At 63.8% G+C, this 17,313-nt stretch carries 20 protein-coding genes; 9 read left to right on the top strand and 11 right to left on the bottom strand.

The genetic code is table 11. From position 1 onward, the window contains the following. Window positions 1-2 precede the first annotated feature (2 nt). Together Q8M13_RS05145 and Q8M13_RS05150 are read left to right on the top strand one after the other, a co-directional pair. On the top strand, window positions 3-392 hold the full coding sequence (locus Q8M13_RS05145; RefSeq protein WP_305298641.1) for a phage holin family protein: 390 nt from the start codon (window positions 3-5) through the stop codon (window positions 390-392). Further along, window positions 389-1,219 (top strand): DUF3618 domain-containing protein, encoded by an 831-nt coding sequence (locus Q8M13_RS05150; protein ID WP_305298642.1) that lies wholly within the window; start codon window positions 389-391, stop codon window positions 1,217-1,219. Before Q8M13_RS05145 ends, Q8M13_RS05150 begins: the two co-directional genes overlap by 4 nt. A 63-nt stretch (window positions 1,220-1,282) precedes the next feature. Here the strand turns inward: Q8M13_RS05150 and Q8M13_RS05155 are convergent, their stop codons facing one another. Together Q8M13_RS05155 and Q8M13_RS05160 are read right to left on the bottom strand one after the other, a co-directional pair. Continuing rightward, window positions 1,283-1,645 (bottom strand): hypothetical protein, encoded by a 363-nt coding sequence (locus tag Q8M13_RS05155; RefSeq protein ID WP_305298644.1) that lies wholly within the window; start codon window positions 1,643-1,645, stop codon window positions 1,283-1,285. Further along, window positions 1,642-1,914 carry a hypothetical protein gene (locus tag Q8M13_RS05160; protein WP_305298646.1) on the bottom strand — a complete coding sequence of 91 codons (273 nt, stop codon included), beginning with the start codon at window positions 1,912-1,914 and terminating at the stop codon, window positions 1,642-1,644. Before Q8M13_RS05160 ends, Q8M13_RS05155 begins: the two co-directional genes overlap by 4 nt. Window positions 1,915-2,042: 128 nt before the next feature. Between Q8M13_RS05160 and Q8M13_RS05165 the strand changes: the two genes are divergently transcribed. Continuing rightward, entirely contained in the window at window positions 2,043-2,228 is a 186-nt protein-coding gene (locus tag Q8M13_RS05165) for a DUF3606 domain-containing protein (protein ID WP_305298647.1), read from the top strand. Window positions 2,229-2,859: 631 nt separating this feature from the next. Here Q8M13_RS05165 and Q8M13_RS05170 read toward each other — a convergent pair. Continuing rightward, window positions 2,860-4,086, bottom strand: a complete 1,227-nt coding sequence (locus tag Q8M13_RS05170) for an ATP-binding protein (RefSeq protein WP_305298648.1) — start codon at window positions 4,084-4,086, stop codon at window positions 2,860-2,862. Window positions 4,087-4,701: 615 nt separating this feature from the next. Further along, entirely contained in the window at window positions 4,702-4,980 is a 279-nt protein-coding gene (locus Q8M13_RS05175; protein WP_305298649.1) for a hypothetical protein, read from the bottom strand. 219 nt (window positions 4,981-5,199) lie between these two features. On the opposite strand from Q8M13_RS05175, the gene repC reads away from it, so the two are divergent. After that, a complete protein-coding gene (repC, locus tag Q8M13_RS05180) occupies window positions 5,200-6,435 on the top strand; it encodes a plasmid replication protein RepC (RefSeq protein WP_305298651.1) in 1,236 nt (411 codons plus the stop codon). Between the two features lie 286 nt (window positions 6,436-6,721). Continuing rightward, on the top strand, window positions 6,722-7,630 hold the full coding sequence (locus tag Q8M13_RS05185; protein WP_305298653.1) for an ArdC family protein: 909 nt from the start codon (window positions 6,722-6,724) through the stop codon (window positions 7,628-7,630). Between the two features lie 24 nt (window positions 7,631-7,654). On the opposite strand, the gene Q8M13_RS05190 is transcribed toward Q8M13_RS05185, so the two are convergent. From Q8M13_RS05190 to Q8M13_RS05200, 3 genes are all read right to left on the bottom strand, one after another. Continuing rightward, window positions 7,655-7,942 (bottom strand): hypothetical protein, encoded by a 288-nt coding sequence (locus tag Q8M13_RS05190; RefSeq protein WP_305298654.1) that lies wholly within the window; start codon window positions 7,940-7,942, stop codon window positions 7,655-7,657. Between the two features lie 430 nt (window positions 7,943-8,372). Further along, a complete protein-coding gene (locus tag Q8M13_RS05195; protein WP_305298656.1) occupies window positions 8,373-9,593 on the bottom strand; it encodes a type II toxin-antitoxin system HipA family toxin in 1,221 nt (406 codons plus the stop codon). Window positions 9,594-9,595: 2 nt separating this feature from the next. Next, a complete protein-coding gene (locus tag Q8M13_RS05200; protein ID WP_305298658.1) occupies window positions 9,596-10,171 on the bottom strand; it encodes a helix-turn-helix domain-containing protein in 576 nt (191 codons plus the stop codon). A 334-nt stretch (window positions 10,172-10,505) separates the two neighbouring features. Between Q8M13_RS05200 and Q8M13_RS05205 the strand changes: the two genes are divergently transcribed. From Q8M13_RS05205 to Q8M13_RS05220, 4 genes are all read left to right on the top strand, one after another. Beyond that, window positions 10,506-11,102 carry a hypothetical protein gene (locus Q8M13_RS05205; protein WP_305298660.1) on the top strand — a complete coding sequence of 199 codons (597 nt, stop codon included), beginning with the start codon at window positions 10,506-10,508 and terminating at the stop codon, window positions 11,100-11,102. Between the two features lie 214 nt (window positions 11,103-11,316). After that, window positions 11,317-11,703, top strand: coding sequence for a hypothetical protein (locus Q8M13_RS05210; RefSeq protein ID WP_305298661.1), 387 nt, complete (start codon window positions 11,317-11,319; stop codon window positions 11,701-11,703). Window positions 11,704-11,955: 252 nt separating this feature from the next. After that, window positions 11,956-12,150: a KGG domain-containing protein gene (locus tag Q8M13_RS05215; protein ID WP_305298663.1), complete on the top strand. Its 195-nt coding sequence runs from the start codon at window positions 11,956-11,958 to the stop codon at window positions 12,148-12,150. Between the two features lie 223 nt (window positions 12,151-12,373). Further along, window positions 12,374-12,982, top strand: coding sequence for a TIGR02281 family clan AA aspartic protease (locus Q8M13_RS05220; protein ID WP_305298665.1), 609 nt, complete (start codon window positions 12,374-12,376; stop codon window positions 12,980-12,982). Here the strand turns inward: Q8M13_RS05220 and Q8M13_RS05225 are convergent. Genes Q8M13_RS05225 through Q8M13_RS05240 form a run of 4 tightly spaced genes read right to left on the bottom strand, consistent with a single transcriptional unit; the run spans window position 12,979 to window position 17,170 of the window. Continuing rightward, a complete protein-coding gene (locus tag Q8M13_RS05225; RefSeq protein ID WP_305298667.1) occupies window positions 12,979-13,284 on the bottom strand; it encodes a hypothetical protein in 306 nt (101 codons plus the stop codon). The genes Q8M13_RS05220 and Q8M13_RS05225 overlap by 4 nt on opposite strands. A 4-nt stretch (window positions 13,285-13,288) precedes the next feature. Continuing rightward, window positions 13,289-15,823, bottom strand: coding sequence for a cbb3-type cytochrome c oxidase subunit I (locus Q8M13_RS05230; protein ID WP_305298669.1), 2,535 nt, complete (start codon window positions 15,821-15,823; stop codon window positions 13,289-13,291). Continuing rightward, window positions 15,820-16,788, bottom strand: coding sequence for a cytochrome c oxidase subunit II (gene coxB / locus Q8M13_RS05235; RefSeq protein WP_305298670.1), 969 nt, complete (start codon window positions 16,786-16,788; stop codon window positions 15,820-15,822). Before coxB ends, Q8M13_RS05230 begins: the two co-directional genes overlap by 4 nt. Further along, a complete protein-coding gene (locus Q8M13_RS05240) occupies window positions 16,778-17,170 on the bottom strand; it encodes a cytochrome c family protein (protein ID WP_305298672.1) in 393 nt (130 codons plus the stop codon). The genes coxB and Q8M13_RS05240 overlap by 11 nt, the downstream gene beginning before the upstream one ends. Window positions 17,171-17,313 lie beyond the last annotated feature (143 nt).

Here is a 17,313-nt window from a genome sequence, read left to right on the forward strand (position 1 = left end):
CCGTGGCTGATGTGGAGAACAGATCCCTACCTCAACTCATCGGCGACCTATCGAACGACCTGACCAGTCTTTTGCGCAAGGAATCGGAGCTCATCCGCACCGAGGTTTCGGAGAAGGCGGGGCAGTTGGCCAAGGCGTCTGGTGAGATGGCGGCCGGGGCCATCTGCCTGATGGCCGCTCTGCTCATCCTGTTGCAGGCCGTCGTCATCGCCCTGGCCAAATTGGTCGGAGCTGGATGGGCCTCTCTGATCGTCGGCGTGGCCGTGGCGATCCTCGGCGTCGTGCTTGTTCGAGCCGGCGCCAAGGCCGCAGCGCCGAGCCATCTGACCCCTGAACGCAGCATTCGGCAGGTCGAGAAGGATGCTCACCTGGCCAAGGAACAAGTCACATGACCCGATCTTCCGAAGACGTCGAACGCGAAGTTGAAGCCGCCCGCGAGGACCTCGATCGCACAGTGGAGGCGCTAAAAGACAAGATGACGCCTGGCCAGCTGATCGACGAACTGGGCCGAACCTTTAAGGGCGGCGGGGCCGGTGAGTTGATGGGAAACCTCGGCGTACAGGTCCGGGAAAACCCGATGGCGTTGGCCATGATCGGGGCCGGGATGGCCTGGTTGATGATGGGAAAGAGCGATCGCTCTGCGACCGACACCGCCGCAAGCGTCTATCAGACAAACTCAGACCTTGGCGTAGCGCCGGCGACCAGCACGGGCACGGGCACGGGGGACCTATCCGACGCCGTCGGGAACCTGAAGGCGAAGGTTGGTGAAGTCGCCGGGGGCGTGAGGGACGCCGCTAGCGGCGCCGCCGATCACGCGTCCCAAGGCCTCCATGACCTTGGAGCCCAGGCCGGATCCGCCGGGCGAAAAGCCGTACGCTCCTTCGAGGACATCCTTCAGCAGGAGCCCTTGATCTTTGGCGCGTTAGGTCTCGCCGCGGGCGTCGCGCTTGGCGCGGCCTTCCCCTCCACCGCGTTGGAAGACAAAACCTTCGGCGCCGCCCGCGACAGTCTCGTCGACGCTGGAGAAAAGAAGCTAGCCGACGTGGGTCAGGCTCTGAACGCTTCCGGGCACGCCGCCTTCGAGGCGGCCAAGGGCGAAGCTGATCGCCAAGGCCTCGCCGCGGAGGGGCAAGCCACTCTCGTCGAGAAGGCCGAGTCGGTCATTCGTTCGGGCGTTGATGCGGCTCGCGATGAGTTGGGCGGTTCACGTCCCATATAGAAACCTGGGCCGCCGCACCTCCCGGAGCGGCGGCCATCTCATCGACCGAGACTTTCGAGGCTGTCAGCGAAGCAGCGCTGGCTGATCGAGCCAGAGCTCAACGGCCCACCATTCAGGACCGAAGTCCTCCATGTAGATGCTGTGCTCCACGCCCTTGAGCCGATCCCACAACCAACTCGCCTCGCAGAGCCCATCAGCGCCGAGTGATAGATCAGCCTCTCGGGCTGGCGGAGTCGACCTAACCGACATCTCAAAGGGCTCATCGACCGCGCCTGGTCGGAGCCGGATGGCCAGTTCAACTTTCGAGCCGTCCGCGCCGACGTCGCGGCGAAGCACCTCCACCTTCTCGACAAGAGGCTGGCTCCGCCAAAACTCCACATTGTGCGGGACGACGTTGGCGAGGATGTCTGGCTCTCGCGGTTTCATGGCGCACCTTGTTTGAGATCCATACTCACCGTCCCACGCCGGGCGACCCTCCGCAAACTCCATGCTCGGAACCATATCGCTTCGCCGAGCGTCGAATCGCCCAGCAAGAGGAGCGAACCGTGCTCGATCCCAGATTTGGTCATGTCGGTCAGCGCTTGCGCGGCGAGCCGGCCCTGGAGAGCGCTCATCTCTACGCCTGTAAGGCTTGCGGCCAGGCGGTGGACAAAAGAGACCTGGCTGCGGTCTTCCACCATGAAGCGCCGGGCCACCAGCCCCTCCCCGCCTTTGAAGCAGAGCGCGTCCTGCGGGTGAGCAAGATGCTTGTCTTCAACCTGTCGGAACGGCCCAAGCGTCCACGCGCTATCAATGGCGCTGGGGACATCACCGGGAGATCGCCATGCGACCCGACGAGCCGAAGAATTTCGACCCGCACGAGCCCATCGACCTCGCCGATGCGGCCCAGGTCAAGCAAGTCGCCCAAGCCTTAGACGCGACGCACGAAGAGCTAGCCGAGGCCATCGAGAAGGTGGGCCCGCAACCGGTGGCCGTCGCGATTTTTCTGGGGCGTCCTGACGCCATATAGAATCTGCGACGACAGCGGGCCCGGACATCATAAGGTGCATCTGCGGGTACGCGGGTGCTGAGCAAAGACCGATGACGCCAAGGCGAGGAAGGCTTTGGCGGGCTCGGAAGCCTTTCGCCGCCGCCATGAACTTCGACTAGCTGACCCGGCCATGCCCAGCCTACTGCCGGCTACCGCCTCGGCCGCTGCGCCTGGGCGGGCCAGGTGTTTCCAACCGATGGAAGCGGAGAGGTCTCACACCATTGAACCCCTGTCCACGTTCGCGCCGCAGCCATCCAGGGTGAGCTTCATGGCGCGAGTTTGCCGGCGAGCGTGCGCACGTCAGAGAGGATGGAACCGGCGGCCCGGCAGTGAGTTTTGAGCCGGTCAGCCCGCGAGGGATCGCCTCCTGTCGCAGGGCGACACGCCAGAGCTCGGCGCGGGCCTCGTCCAATCTCCCGAGCGGGCGAGGCCTAGTCGAATCCAGTGGCTGGCTTCCAGCGCGACCGCGAATAGAACTCGCCGCGCGCCTCGATTCTCAAGTAGTTCAAGCGGTTTAGTTGAAGCTGCACGCCCGCCGGCATTGTCGGCGCCGGCGCGCTCTTATCCAAGAATGACCCTGCTTGCGAGGAGCGGACGCCGGCCTTTTCCCCTAATGCGCCCAGAGACTCGCGATCGGCGCGGCGAGCAGGTTGTCGCCAAAGCTAACCGTCTGATCGCCGTCATAGAGAACGACCCCCAGGCGGAAGGTTTCGCCAGCGATATCGGCCAGGCGTTTGAGGCCCTTGAAGTCGGCGGCCGTAACGGTGGCTGCGGCCTTCACTTCTATGCCAACCATGCCGCCCTCTTCGTTCTCGAGGACAATGTCGACCTCCAACTGATCCTTGTCGCGATAGTGGGAGAACCGCATGCGGCTCTCTGACCAGGACGCCAGCCTTTGCAACTCGGCGAAGACAAACGTCTCAAGGATCGGACCAAATAGCGCGCGCTCGGCCGTTATTCTTTCGGCCGTCACCCCCCTCGCGGCGGCTAGTAAGGCGCTGTCCATGAAGTGGAGCTTGGGTGTCTTGATGAGCCGGCTAAGGTCGTTGCGGTGCCATGGCTCGAGCCGGCGAACCAAGAAGAGCTGTTCGAGCACGTCAAGATAGCTCTCGACGGTCTTGCGCGCGAGACGCAGGTCGGTGCTGATCGTGGTGAAATTCAGGAGTTGCCCGGAATGGTGGGCGGCAACCCTGATCAGATTCGGGATCTCGCTAGGTTTCTCGATCGTGGAAATGTCGCGGACGTCCCGTTCAGCGATGGCGTCAATATAGGCTCGGCACCAATCACGCCGCCGTCGCGCGCTCTCGCGCGCCAGGACGTCAGGATAGCCGCCCGTCAGCACGATGTTGACTAGGTCTGCCCCGAGCGGAGGTCGGGCCGCCTTCGGGAGTTTTCCGGTGAAGGCCTGGGTCAGGAATAGCGGCTCGGCCGCCTCGAGCACTTCGGCCTGGGCCAGCGGAAGCAGAGTGATGACCTCCATGCGGCCGGCCAAGGATTCGCGCGCCGCCTTTATGGTCAGGAGATTGGCCGATCCCGTGATTAAGAAGCGGCCTGGCCGGCGATCCTCATCGACAGACCGTTTCAAGGCCAACATCAGATCTGGCGCCCGCTGCACCTCATCGATGATCGCGGTGTCTAACCCCCTGACGAACCCCGCAGGATCTGATCGCGCCGCTTCCAGGGTAGTGGCGTCATCGAGCGTGAGATAGGTTCGGTCTTGCTCCGCGACCAGCCGCGCCAACGTGGTCTTGCCCGACTGTCTAGGCCCGTTTAGCGCGACGACAGGCGTATCCTTAAGCGCCTCGCGAATTCGGCCTTCGACAAAACGTGGATGCATTTTCGCCTGCCAGTTCTAAAAGCGGATTTTATAGCGTCCAATCTATTAGCGACATAGCGTTCAAAAGTTATTTTAGGTCCGTCCAATTGGGAACGGAAAGGCGTACGATTGAGACCTACGATAAAACTAACGCTAAGAAATCCGCGACTCCCTACGCTAGAACCACCAACCCTCTCAGCGCAGGGACTATCCTTAAGACGATCCTCAAGAACGCGAAGCACGCTCGGTTTTCGGAGTGCAAAAAGACTTCTCAGCAAAAATCCACGCGGAGCGCTCTGCCGCGCGCAGCTCATCACCCATGATCCTGCGTTGCAGTAGCAATCTTGCTAAGGACGCTGGCCTTGAGTCCGTCAACACCCGCTTGCCAAGCACCAAGATCAAACTGGAATCCGCTCCCCTCGATAGAACGGTCGATTCAGGCCTGCATAGGCGCAAGTAGCGGGCCGCTTTTCGACGCGAAGATCTCACCCTTCTGCGAGACCACGCCCTCGAGTAGACCATGCAAGGAGCTGTCACAGGACACACAGATGTCGGCGTATCGCTGTCCATAGGAGCCCTCCCAGTCTCCCCTCTTGATGGCCGTTAGCACCTCGATTCTTCTGCAGAGCAAGCCCGTTATTTCAGTGTCGGCCGCCGGCGCCGTTCACCTTTATTAATTGTCGGCGTCGGAATCGCCTTCTTATCAGCGTCGCCATGACGAGCGATCGCGACCTTCAATATCAAGCGCAATACCAGCGTGAGCGGCGCGCCAAGGCGCGCGCCGAGGGATTGCGTCCACTGCACGCGGCTGTCCCCTGCCACCTCATCGCCGAGCTGGATGAGCTGAAGCGGACCCGCGGGCTGACCAATCGCGACGCGGCGCTGACCGCCTTGTTGAACGAGTTCTTTGGTCATGGCGGACACGAAAGGAAACCCGCCGTGGACACATAGAAAAACCCGGCTCGCGTAAACGCGCCGGGTTCATCCAGGTCATTCGCTAGACGGGTCTGCAAACCCGACCGAGCACAGAAGTCCCGCTCTTTCTATCGAATCACCCACATCGCTGCAATCCAAAAACGCGCGTTCGCGTGACGGGAACCTGTGTGCCCGCGGCCTCCTTGGAGGAGCGGAGAAATGCAGACCGTCCAGGACGGAACTGGAGACGTGCGCCGCATGGCGGACGCCCAATGGGCGACCGCGCGGATCGCCGAGGCCTATGAAGGACTGCCGGAAGGCGTCTCGAAGGCGATGCTGCTCGACAGGTTCGAGCGGGCCGCGCCCCGGCTGGGGATCGGCGACGGACTCGTGCGCCTGATACGCGCGCTTGTGCGCGTCACCCATGAGCGCGACTGGATCGGAAGGACCCGGCCGATCGCCTGGCCGTCCAACTACATGCTGGGTGAAGAACTGCAACGCTCGCGCACCGTGGTGCAGGGTTTGATCCGGGCGGCCGTGAAGGCCGGCCTGGTGCACATGCGCGATAGCGGCAACGGCAAGCGCTACGGCTATCGGGGCGACGCCGGCGAGATCGTCGAGGCGTTCGGTTTTGATCTGTCGCCGCTCGCGGTCCGTTGGGACGAATTCGCCGACCTCGCCGCAGCCCGCGGCCTCGAGCAGGCCCAGAGGCGCCATCTGAGGCGCAAGGTCGGCGAGATCCGTCGGGAGATCCGCACGGTCTGCGCCGATGCGTTGGAGCGTGACTTCGAGGGATACGACTGGGAAGCGGCGATCGAGCGCGCCAGCGGGCGGCTGCCCCGCACGCCAAGCCTCGCCGAGCTGATGGCGCTTGAAATCGAGTTTGGATCGCTGCTCGCGGCTGTGGACAAGGCTTGGACTGTGGCTCGGAAAGCAGATGAATCGGAGCCCACGGGCTCTGAAAGCCGAGCCCACAAAGAACCTACAACCGATCCAAAAGCTGAAACAGCAACGTATCCTGCTTGGCGTGGGGAAGTAGTTGCGGATCGGCCGAGGTCAGATGATCTCCACGGCGATACGGAGCCGCCGTTCAATGAGGAGGTGATCCCGCTCTCCCTGGTGCTGGAGGCGGTGCCCGAGATCCATCACCATCTCGACGATCCGGGCGCGGCCGATTGGGAGGAGTTCGTGGAGGCCGCCTACAAGGCCGCCCTCCTGCTTGGGATCAATCTGACCGCCTGGCGCGAAGCGCGCGAAACCCTCGGGCGAAACCGGGCGGCGATCGCCGTGGCCACGGTGCTGGCCCGCTGGCGCAGCGGCGAGGTTAAGAGCGCCGGGGGCTATCTACGCGCCATGTGCGAGCGCGAACGAACTGGCGATCTGCACCTGTTGCCGAGCCTGTTCGGCCTGAAGGAGCGACATAATCCAAGACGGCGAGACCGGGAGCGCAGTTAGCGGCGGTCATGCTCGCGCATGCAGCTGGGTGCTCGTCCGCCTCTTGGCGCTGTGTTGGCTGATCACTGAACGTGAACAATCGATCCCGTTGTGGGGGACCGGCCGCCTTCGCCGTTCCTTGAGATGTGACGCTGAGGCTGTCTGAGCTCGGCGTTTGGTCAACCGGCCGCCCGCTCCGATCGCTTCGCTATCCGTGTCGCCGGTTTCGCGCCTGCGGCGCTGACCTTCCGCCTGCCGCCCAGCCCGGCCCTTCGCGTCCTCAAGGATCAGCGAAAGGAACCCGGACATGCCCAGCAAAACTTCCATCGAACACTTCGACGTCCATGCAGCAGTCACCAGGAAGATCATCACCGCCATCGAAGAGGGAGCCGGCGCCTTTAAGCTTCCTTGGATTGAGAGCTCAGGTCGGACCCTGACCCGGCCGATCAATGTCGCCTCGTCAGCACCCTACAATGGCGTCAATGTCTTGGTGCTCTGGATAGAGGCCCTCGCCCAGGGCTTCACCTCAGGCGTCTGGGGCACATATCGCCAATGGCAGGCGCGCGGCGCGCAGGTGCGCAAAGGCGAGAGCTCCTCACTCATCGTCTTCTACAAGATGACGGGTGAACGCGATGAAGATCATGAAGAAGATCCTGGCCGCAGGCGAATGTTCGCGCGCGCCAGTAGGGTCTTCAACGCCTGCCAGATCGAAGGCTTTGAGCCGACGGCTGAGCTGCCGGCGAGCGAAACGACGTTTGAACCCCTCGCACGAGCCGAAGTCCTGCTGCGCGGTGTGGGCGCCAACATCCGGGAAGGCGCGGATATGGCCTGCTATCTTCCGACCCAGGACATAATCCTCATGCCGAGCCGCGAGCGTTTCGTCGGGAGTTCGACCTGTTCGCCTACCGAAAGCTTCTACGCGACCCTCTGCCACGAACTGGTGCATTGGAGCGGTGCAAGCCTGCGCCTCAATCGCGACCTCGGCGGCCGATTTGGTTCGCATGCCTACGCTATGGAGGAACTTGTCGCCGAACTTGGCGCGGCGTTCCTTTGCGCAGATCTAGGCGTTTGTTCCGAACCGCGGCGTGACCACGCGGCCTATATTCAGTCCTGGCTCACGGTCCTAAAGAGCGACAAACGCGCAATTTTCACCGCAGCGAGCAAGGCTTCGCAGGCTTCGATTTGGCTGCAGGAATTGGCGCAAGCTGAGCCCTAGGCGCCTAGGGCGCCGCCGGAGCTTTCAAGCTTCGGCGGCGAGCGCCTTGGCCGAAGCGTATTGGGCCAGGATGTCGTCGTGCTCCTGACGGCGTGTGAGCCTGGCGACGTTGAGGCGGGTAAATAGCGGTCTATCGGCTAGTCCGGCTTCCCGAGCATAGACGTTAGCCTTGGAGAGATCATTGGTGACCCCTGCCAGTAGGACTTTGATCCCATCGCGCCCGGGTTCGGCGACAACGAAGTTCCCCGCCATTGCAGATTGGTCGAGGTCGGACCAGGCCCGGAAGCGATAGCTCGCGCCAGAAGCGCCCATGAGTTCGATGAAAATGGTTGTCTCCCGCCCTGTCGCGCCTGCTGCGTCTATCAAACCCTGAGCCGTATATCCGAACCGGCGGGCGACTTCGCCATTGACCCGCAGCCCTATTTTGATCCGCTCCTCACATCCATCAGATCCGCATGGATTGTGGTGGGCGTCGTTTTGATCGTGGCCATTGGTTCAAAACTTGTGGAGAGCCGCCGACGATCGCACTCGGTCCCGCAGCTGCGCTGCTCCTGCGGGTGCGCCGCTGGGCGCGCCTTTGGGCGTCGCCGGCTGCTCGACGGCGCGTCCCGCCGCGCGGTGCGCGGCTCCCTGCAGCCTTCATCCTTGAAGAACTGACCTTCGCGAATATAGCCGCTTGTAGCCGGTAGCCAGGCGCGGGACTTACGTCAGCGCCATCCTTGGGCTCGTAGGCCGCAGGTGATCAGACCTGCGCAAGCGGGATGACTTTGAGCTGTTTTTCGACGACCTCGCCGACGTCCTTCGATACGGGGAGGTGGGCGCGTTCGCTGGCCCAGGCTGCGCGGAAGGCGGCGACCGTCTGGGCGCCGGTCTCGAGAACAATGGCCTCCGGCAGCCCGGCTCTTCGCGCGAGGGTGACGAGTTCCTCCCGATCGAAATCCGTCCAGAACTTGCTGCGGACGACTTTCAGCGCGGCCTTGTCGTCTGGGATATAGGCCATGGTGGAGACAAAATCGTAGGCCGGAGCCAGAGTCGCGCTGAGTCCGTCGCCATACAACAGCGACCAGTTCTTCAGATGCATGTCCGCATTGCCGATGAGAGCATTGAACACGATGCGCCGAATGAACTCGACGATCCCGGCCTCCCCCGTTTCACGCCAGACGACCTGTGCGATGTTCTTGTAAGAGGCGCGCTCGTACTTTTCCTCGGGATAGACGCCAAAGACCTGAGCGAAGTCCTCCATGTGAATTCGCTCGCCGGTCGCCAGACGATCGAACCGTTTGATCGCATAGGCCGCGCCTTCGAGTTTTCCTACGCCGTCGGGCAAATCTCCGATCTGATCGAGATCAAGCAGTTGGATGTCGGGAACGTTTATCCCGACGTGACGGGCGAGCGTCATCATCGAGAACTCATTCTCGGAAACGCCGGCGAACCTGGTCGAGGGCAACTTCACGATCCAATCGCCGCCGACACCTCTCGCTGGCACGGTCAGACCGCCCGAGGCCTTTTCCACGGCGGAGAACTTGAGCTGTACGCCGGCCAGCGAGAATCGCAGAACCGTGTTGGACTGTCTTGCGGAAGCGTCCTCACCGGCTGGCCCAGCGCCCGGCGGGAGTGGCTGACCATCCTGGGTGGCGACGGTGATCGCACCTGGCAGGTCAGGGCCCAGGGCCCAGAGCAGGAAGAACTCCCGGGCTGGCGTTAAGCCAGCCCGTTCGGCCAGATAGTTCCGCAGGGGGCCTTCAGGCAGCAGGTTTGAGAAGAACGGCATCAGCCGCGTCTGGGTGCTTCTCGGCTCGTCGATGAGGTGACCGGTCGCGCTCTTGAACGAAAGGCTCACGGTTGGACGCTGCGGATCTGCCGCGTAGTCGTCGTCAAACGTGAAGATCGAGCGATCCCCACCAAGGCCAGTGATGGATCCCACGGCGCGCTCGCCGAGACGGACGCGAAGGATGTCGACCATGGCTAGTCCTCATCGTCCAGGCTGTAGGCGGGGCGCCCGGTCTTGGGCTGCGAATGGACCAGGCGGTTACGCAGCTGGGCAAGGCGGTCGACCGCCTTCTTAAGGTTGGCAAGATCCGCATGCCGACCTGCAGACTGCAGTTGGTCGGTGATGTCCTGGAGCTCGGCAAGCTCAGACGGCGTGCGGAAAAGCGGCTCAAGAGGATGAAGGTCCCGGAGCAGTTCACTCAAGCGCTCGACAGCCGGTTCCTTAGGGTGCTGGAGCCTGGCGATGCGAACCAGTTGTTGCAGCGAATTGGCGGCGCCACGCACCGAGCGAGCTTCGCGATTGGCGTCAGCCTCCCGGATCACAGCGTTGAGCGCCGACAGGGCCGATCTGGGGGCAAGGATGGGTTCCAGGTCCAGCAGTCGAGCGAGCTCCAGGAAGGTGGAGAGCTTGAGGTCAACCGCGCCGTTCTCGATCCTTGAGATATGCGCCTGTGTCATGCCAGCCCTTTGGCTCAGGTCGCGTTGAGACCAACCTTTTCGGCCCCGCGCCTCGCGGAGCGTTGCGATGAGACTTTCCGTTCGATTTTCCATTCGATGTTCTCAAGCGCATTTATTTCTTCGCTTGATATATTGCACCACATGATATTTTCAATCTGCACCCACAAAATGATGTCGTGCAGCGTATCAAACGTGATGTTTGATATTGTACAGTATATATTACCTAAAGTGATGGACCGGCATAGTTTCTGGCCTGCGCTCATCTCGGACACAAGGCCGCCGAGGCCGCGATCCTGCACCACGCCTTGAAGACGCGGCCCTAGCGGTCCAGGCGCGGAACGGCCGAACGCTGGCGGCGTCCACCGGCGATTTCGGCACCTTGGTTAAGCTGCTTGACTCTGATGTTCTTGATATGTTCACCGGAGGCATGTTCGGGTCTGGTCATCGTCCTGCGGCCGGATGGACCATCACCTCCGGCCGACTTGAGGAAATTCCGACCGTGGCCGGCTATCTGGCGCGGCGTGTCGATGTGCGCGGCCGCTGCCACACCCGCGACTGCCGGCGCACCTGCCATCTCGATCTCGGGGAACTGATCGCCAAGGGCATGGGCGCGCTTCCCGTCAGGACCATTCAGCACACCTTGCGGTGCGCGCGCCTGGACAGCTGCGCGCTCTTTTTCGAAGAGAGGCCGGAGCATCCCCTTACGATCGGGGAGTTGTGCCGGCGCGACTATGTCGGGGTCGAGATCCGCTGTGCGGGGTGCGGCCGCAGCCACGTCACCAATGCCGAAGGTGTGGTCGCCAAGCTTAAGGCGGCCGGCCGGGGCGACGGGCTCACCAAGGTCAGCGACTTGGCGGGACTGCTCAAAGGCGTGTGCAAGGCCTGCAAGATATCACGGTGGAGCGTCGCCATCCTGTGGTTCGATCCGAGCAGCCAGAAGGTCCCGTCTTGGAAACAGGAGTTCGACCGGCGCCGGGAGCTTCGCTGGCGAGAACGCATGGACAAGCCCGGGCCCCCGCCCTAGCCGGGTCTTCGCGCAACGTCCCGGCTCTGGCATTTGGGCGCGTGAGCCAGGTTTTAGAAAGAGTTGGGCGCCACAGAGCCCCCTGCCCGCTCGCCGATCAATCTAGCTGCCGGTCCTGCCTGACAGCTGCCCGGCAGCGTTTCGCGCCTTGGGGTCAATCCGGACTCCACAAGCTTCATATGTTCTGCTTATGTTCCGGACTGGAGATATTAACATGAGCGACATTCTGATTGGCGGCGTCCCGTTTCTGGCGCTCTCGCACCGTGACGGGCGCTTCATTCGGCTTGCGGGCCTGTTCGCCTTCGCCCGCCGTGAGCCGAGCGGGATCTACCACGTCCTCCACTTGGAGATGACCGAGGTGATCGCCCGTGACGCCGGCCCCGCCCATGGCCGTTGGGGGTGGGCGCTCAGCGTCGGAATGAACACGCTGCTGGTTCACGGTTTTGGTCAGCCCGCGATACTGGCGCAGGACCCGCCGTTGGATTGGGAAACCGTGACCTGGCATCCGGAGGCTCGGGTGAATTTCCTCGATGACGAGGAGGTCAGCGAGGCGGACCTGTCGCCGCTTTTGGCCGGGGATCGGGCTCGGAAGGGGCGCTAAAGGTCTTCCCTTGACGAGATAGGTCGGCATCGGGTCGCGGTCGGGGATGGCTTTACGGGATCGGCAGACGCTGGGCTCACCAGCGCCGCAGACGCGAGCACTCCCGACACTGCGCGCTTGTTGGAATAGTGAAGGCTCAGTTGGAGGCTGAAGTGGTAGGTTTGAGGGCCATCGTTGGCGCGATCGGATCAGCGGCCGAAGCCCAGCGTTGTATAGCCTCGCTCTGAAAATCCTTTGCTCTGTAGGCGCTCAATGACCGACGAACCGAAGAAGCTACGTGGGTTTGCCAAGCTGTCTCCCGACCGACGGCGGGAGATCGCCGCCAAGGGTGGTATGAGCGTCGAACCCCAGGAACGGGCATTTTCCAAAGATCGCAGCCTCGCGGCGCGCGCTGGTCGGACAGGCGGCGGCATCAGCCGTGTCCGCAAGCTTGGCCGTGACGACTAGACGCAGTTTCGCGGTTTTCGCCGCCACCGCCGTCCTCCTGGTCAGCGGGGGCTTGGCCTGGGACGTGGTCGCCCGCAGCTCGCTGAAGACGCCTCCAAGACTGTATGGGGCGTCCGCCTTGTTGCGGTCGTTGTGGTCATCTGGCGCAGGGCGGCGGAGAAATCTTCTGACACGGCGCCTCGGAGACGAGGCTGCGTAAGTCAGTGAACCGTTGATAGAGAAGATGCTTAGCACGATACCATCCTGGCAGCAGTTGGCCCTCTACGCGCTGGGGTCCGCCCTCGTTCTGTCCCTGCTCTTCCGGCTGCCCTATGTGGGTCAGGCCCTGCGCGGCGTGGTCTCCTTCGGCATCCTGGCGCTGTGCCTCTTCTTCTTCCTGCAGCAGGCGCCTTTTCAGCCTTGGCTGGCGCCGCTCCTGGAGCACACCGGGCTCGAACGCCAGCAAGTCAGCGGCGATGAGATTCGGATCCGGATGTCGCCGGATGGCCATTTCTGGGTTCGGGTCACGGTCAATGGCGTGGAGACACGTATGTTGGTCGATAGCGGCGCGACCGTCACCGGCCTTTCGGTAGAGACCGCCAAGCAAGCCGGCGTGCGTCCGGACGCCGGAGTGGCTCCGATCTTCGCGAGGACCGCAAACGGAATCGTGCAGGCTCGGCCCGCTACGGTGGAACAACTCGAGCTTGGGGCGATGACCGCGTCTGATTTGAAGGTCGTGATCTCACCGGGGCTTGGCGGGGTCGATATTCTGGGCATGAACTTCCTCACACGCCTCGCGAGTTGGCGCGTCGAGGGAAACATCATGGTGCTCACGCCCGATCGAAGCCCTTAGGCAAACAGGACGGCGAGGCCCTGCCATGTGACGGCCGTCAAGGCGAGGGCTGCGCCGGCCGCGCCCAGGTATCCCATGAACTGGTGCGGCCCCGGCGCGAGATCGGCCGCGTAGCGCAAGGCCAGCGCCAAGGCGGCGGCGCACATAGCCGCGCAGAACCCGGTGAACAGCACAGCGATGAGACGCCACCGACCAGACTCTTCGGGCCAGGCAAGATCTTGCAGGCTGACGACGACATAGACGCCCGTGAAGTGGAGCGCCCAGATTCCAAGGCCCGCCAACATCAGGAGCCAGGGCCTCATGGGATCAGGCTCCCGGGAACAGGTGGGTGATCAGCATCGAAGCGCCCCCCTGCCCTGCGCTGTAGATCAGGAAGAGACCGATCAGGTCGCCGGTCGTCGGACGCTCGGGTGCGACAAGCCCAAAGAACAGACGTAGGATGGCGTAGATCGCCATCAACGCAGCCACGCCGACGAACAGCGACTGCCACACCAGGAAGGCGTAGACGATGGCGCCATGGGCGCTCGCCTCGCCGCGCAGACCGGCGTCGCGCCAAGCTTGGAAGTCCAGTATCCAGGCGCCGGCGACGAGATCCGCGGCGAGCACCAGACCCGCAACGCTCCAGCGCGCGCATGCGCGGCCGAGGCGCGCCAGTCGGCAGGCCGTCAGCGCGGCGAGCGCGGCGCCGGCGTAGAGGCCGATCCCCACGTAGAGGACCCCGTGCGCGGGCGGCGGCGACCAGATGGCGGGGTTGCGGCTCCAGAGAAACACGTAGCTGAACGCCATCATCACAAACACCATGGCCGCGACGATGAGGGTGATCACCATCGCCCACCATCCGTGACCGGCCGGCCCGGCGACATAGGTGGGCACACGGATGTGGCCGCCGATATGGGCGACCTCCGCCTCGACGGGCAGGTCGAGCGACCAGCACCACTGCATGATGCAGTAGACGCCTAGGACCCCGCTCACCACGCAAGCTGCGTAGGCCTGGACGGTCAACAGCAGGAAGAATCCGGCGGTGAACACCGCCGCCCAAATGGGCCACGGAGAGGGGGCGGGCATACGCAGCAGAGCCTGCGGCTCCGCCTCGATGGCGCTCGTCAGGATCGTCTCGCGACCTCCCATTGCTGAACCCGGCAAGAGGTAACGACCGGCCACCACGTCGGCCTTCAGGTCGGGTTGGTCCCAAAGCGGATAGAGGCTTTTGACAATAGGAATGGATCGAAGGGAGTAGAGGCCCGCTGGAACCCATTCCAGGCCGGGGCTCTGGTGCAGATCGCCAGCCTCGCGGTCACCGAAGGGCCGGAAATTGCGGATCATGTCGAAGATCCACAGCGCGACCGCGATCCCGAAGATGAAAGCGCCCAGAGTGGAGATCAGGTTCGGGAGCTCCCAGTCACGCCCGGGAAGATAGGTGTAGACGCGCCTGGGCATCCCCATCAGCCCGGTCAGATGCATGGGCAGGAAGGTGACGTGCACGCCCGTGAACATCAGGGCGAACACCCACCGGCCGAGCCTCTCGCTCAACGGCCGGGCGCTCACCATCGGCAGCCAGTAGTAGATGGCCGCAAACATCGGGAAAACCATGCCGCCGATCAGCACATAGTGCAGATGCGCGACCACGAAGTACGTGTCGTGGGCCTGCCAGTCGAATGGGACCATGGCCACCATCACGCCGGTCAGGCCGCCCATCGTGAAGATGATGACGGAGCCGATGATGAAGAGGCCCGTCGTGGTGAAGCGCGGGCGGCCGTCGGCCAGGGTCGCGATCCAGGCGAAGACCTGGATTCCCGCCGGGATCGAGACGGCCATGGAGGCGGCGGAAAAGACGTTGATCGACAGGCGCGGCATGCCGGTCGTGAACATGTGGTGCGCCCAAACGCCAAAGCTGATGAAGCCGGTCGCGAGCATGGCCAGAACGACGAGCGGATAGGCCACCAGAGGGGTCCGGGCGACCGCTGGAATAATGGTCGACATCGCCCCGGCCGCCGGCAGGAAGATGATGTAGACCTCCGGGTGCCCGAAGAACCAGAAAAGGTGCTGCCACAGCAGCGGATCGCCGCCCCGCGCCGGATCGAAGAACGGCCAGTTCAGAGCCCGCTCCAGCTCCATCAGGGTGGTCGCCAGGATCACCGATGGGAAGGCGACAATAATCATCACCGCGAAGATCAGCATCGCCCAGGCGAACACCGGCAGCTTGTCGAGGGTCATGCCGGGCGCGCGGGTGCGCAGGACCCCGACGATGATCTCGATCGCGCCGGCGATTGCGGAGATTTCGATGAACCCTATGCCGAGCAGCCAGAAATCGGCGTTGATGCCCGGAGACCAGGTGGAGCTGCTCAATGGCGGATACATGAACCAGCCCCCGCTGGGCGCGAGGCCGAAGAACAGCGAGGCGAAGAAAGCCAGGCCGCCGATCAGATAGGCCCAGAAGGCATAGGCGCTCAGCCGCGGAAACGGCAGGTCGCGGGCGCCCAGCATCTGCGGCAACAGGAGGACGCCCAGCGCTTCCACCGCGGGGACCGCGAAGAGGAACATCATCATGGTGCCATGCACGGTGAAGATCTGGTTGTAGGTCTCCTGACCGAGAACCCCGTTCAGCGGCAGGGCGAGCTGTGTGCGCATGAGGAGGGCGAGGGCCCCGGCCAGTACGAAGAACAGCATGGCGGCGCCCACATAATAGACGCCGACGAAGTTGTTGTTGATGGCGGTGAACCAGCCCCAGCCCTTGGGGCGGCACCAGATCTCTTCCAGTTCGGGAAGTTCGCCCGCCGGCCGCCGGCTCTTAGTGGGGAACCGCTCGTCGAGGAGGCTGATGGGGATCCTCCTCAACGTCATCGGAGCCCCTCAAGATAGGCCGCCAACGCCTGTAGATCCCGCCCCTGCAGCACCGGATATGCCGGCATGCGATTGCCGGGCTTGATTGCCTGGCTGTCGGAGATCCAGCCAGCCAGGGTCCCGCGGTTGTTCGGCAAAATGCCTGCGCCCAGAGTGCGACGCGATCCGACATGGGTGAGGTCGGGACCGGCCAGGCCGTTTGCGACCGAGCCGCGAACTGTGTGGCAGGCCCCGCATCCGGCTGAGGCGAAGACTTCGGCCCCCCGCATGGCCAGCGGCCCGACCGGCGCACGAGCCGGCGCCGCACGTTGAGCCCGCCAAGCCTCGAACGCCTCCGGCGTGTGCGCCACGACCACGAACCCCATAAGCGCATGGGGCCCGCCGCAGTACTCAGCGCACTGGCCGGCATAAACTCCGGGCGCATCAGCCTGCAGACGCAGGACATTCCGCCGGCCCGGGATCATGTCCCGCTTCCCGCCCAGGCGTGGGACCCAGAAGCTGTGAATCACGTCAGCGGCGTCCAGTTCGAAGACGACCGGCCGACCGACTGGAATGTGCACCTCGTTCGCGTCCTGCATGACTTCGCGGCCGTCGGCGTTAAGGTAGGCCACGCGCCACCACCACATCTCTCCGGTGACGCGCACCCGCATCTCGCCAGGCGCCGGGGCCTGGCTGAGGACGCCCGTGAGGCTGAGGCCGTAGATGAGCAGTGCGCTCAAGACGACCACGGGGAACGCCAAGCCGCCGATCCAGACCAGCCAAGGGCCCCCGAGCCGCCGGCGCCACCGCCTTGGTCCGAACAACGCCAAGCCCAAGGCCAGGAGAACGGTGAGAAGCACCGCCCCGCCCATGGCCAACAGCACCCAGGAAAGCACGCTCACCGGCTCGGCGAAGGGGCCGGCCGGATCGAGGGCCGGCGGCGGCCATCCTTCCAGGCCCGCGACAGCTCGTGGGTCAGCGCTCATCGAGGCTGTAGAGGTAGGCCGCGACATCCCGAGCCTGCGCTTCGCTGAGCGGCGTCGGGGGCATGGCGGTGTTGGGCGACAGGCTTGGCGGATCCCGCAGCCACGCGACCAGGGTTCCAGGTTGGTTGGGGAAACGGCCGGCGATCAAGGGCCGCTCGCCGAAGCCCTCCAGCGACCCCCCGGTCCTCCCCTGCGGCCAGGCCAGACCTGGAATAACGTGGCAGGCGCCGCAGCCCACCTGATCGATCAATTCAAGGCCGCGGCTTGGATCGGCGCCCGCAATCTGGCGCGCTGGCCGGCTTTTGTCCGAGCAGGCGGAGAGGAAGGCGATCAGGGCCGCCATCATCCCCATCCGCCAAGGCGATGTCGCACGCCCATTCATCTCGCCTCCCTTGCCGTCCTGAAAACATCAGCCGGCGGCTCAGGTTCCGTTTCGGAACCCACTTAGCGCGATCGGTGTTGAGGATGACGTGCGCTTCGCCTTCGCCTTGCTGCCGCTCAGCGGCCTGATCGCGGCCTGCGGCG

The organism is Phenylobacterium sp. (assembly GCF_030681155.1).
Lineage (GTDB): Bacteria > Pseudomonadota > Alphaproteobacteria > Caulobacterales > Caulobacteraceae > Phenylobacterium.

What these genes read in the sequence shown, in the direction of transcription:
- Q8M13_RS05220 (WP_305298665.1), top strand. Translation starts at nt 12,374, where the DNA reads ATGCTTAGCACGATACCATCCTGGCAGCAGTTGGCCCTCTACGCGCTG.
- Q8M13_RS05190 (WP_305298654.1), bottom strand. Translation starts at nt 7,942, where the DNA reads ATGGGCGCTTCTGGCGCGAGCTATCGCTTCCGGGCCTGGTCCGACCTC.
- Q8M13_RS05195 (WP_305298656.1), bottom strand. Translation starts at nt 9,593, where the DNA reads ATGGTCGACATCCTTCGCGTCCGTCTCGGCGAGCGCGCCGTGGGATCC.
- coxB (WP_305298670.1), bottom strand. Translation starts at nt 16,788, where the DNA reads ATGAGCGCTGACCCACGAGCTGTCGCGGGCCTGGAAGGATGGCCGCCG.
- Q8M13_RS05200 (WP_305298658.1), bottom strand. Translation starts at nt 10,171, where the DNA reads ATGGAAAATCGAACGGAAAGTCTCATCGCAACGCTCCGCGAGGCGCGG.
- Q8M13_RS05165 (WP_305298647.1), top strand. Translation starts at nt 2,043, where the DNA reads ATGCGACCCGACGAGCCGAAGAATTTCGACCCGCACGAGCCCATCGAC.
- Q8M13_RS05185 (WP_305298653.1), top strand. Translation starts at nt 6,722, where the DNA reads ATGCCCAGCAAAACTTCCATCGAACACTTCGACGTCCATGCAGCAGTC.
- Q8M13_RS05170 (WP_305298648.1), bottom strand. Translation starts at nt 4,086, where the DNA reads ATGCATCCACGTTTTGTCGAAGGCCGAATTCGCGAGGCGCTTAAGGAT.
- Q8M13_RS05230 (WP_305298669.1), bottom strand. Translation starts at nt 15,823, where the DNA reads ATGACGTTGAGGAGGATCCCCATCAGCCTCCTCGACGAGCGGTTCCCC.
- Q8M13_RS05215 (WP_305298663.1), top strand. Translation starts at nt 11,956, where the DNA reads ATGACCGACGAACCGAAGAAGCTACGTGGGTTTGCCAAGCTGTCTCCC.
- Q8M13_RS05205 (WP_305298660.1), top strand. Translation starts at nt 10,506, where the DNA reads ATGTTCGGGTCTGGTCATCGTCCTGCGGCCGGATGGACCATCACCTCC.
- Q8M13_RS05225 (WP_305298667.1), bottom strand. Translation starts at nt 13,284, where the DNA reads ATGAGGCCCTGGCTCCTGATGTTGGCGGGCCTTGGAATCTGGGCGCTC.
- Q8M13_RS05155 (WP_305298644.1), bottom strand. Translation starts at nt 1,645, where the DNA reads ATGAAACCGCGAGAGCCAGACATCCTCGCCAACGTCGTCCCGCACAAT.
- repC (WP_305298651.1), top strand. Translation starts at nt 5,200, where the DNA reads ATGCAGACCGTCCAGGACGGAACTGGAGACGTGCGCCGCATGGCGGAC.
- Q8M13_RS05175 (WP_305298649.1), bottom strand. Translation starts at nt 4,980, where the DNA reads ATGACCAAAGAACTCGTTCAACAAGGCGGTCAGCGCCGCGTCGCGATT.
- Q8M13_RS05240 (WP_305298672.1), bottom strand. Translation starts at nt 17,170, where the DNA reads ATGAATGGGCGTGCGACATCGCCTTGGCGGATGGGGATGATGGCGGCC.
- Q8M13_RS05210 (WP_305298661.1), top strand. Translation starts at nt 11,317, where the DNA reads ATGAGCGACATTCTGATTGGCGGCGTCCCGTTTCTGGCGCTCTCGCAC.
- Q8M13_RS05150 (WP_305298642.1), top strand. Translation starts at nt 389, where the DNA reads ATGACCCGATCTTCCGAAGACGTCGAACGCGAAGTTGAAGCCGCCCGC.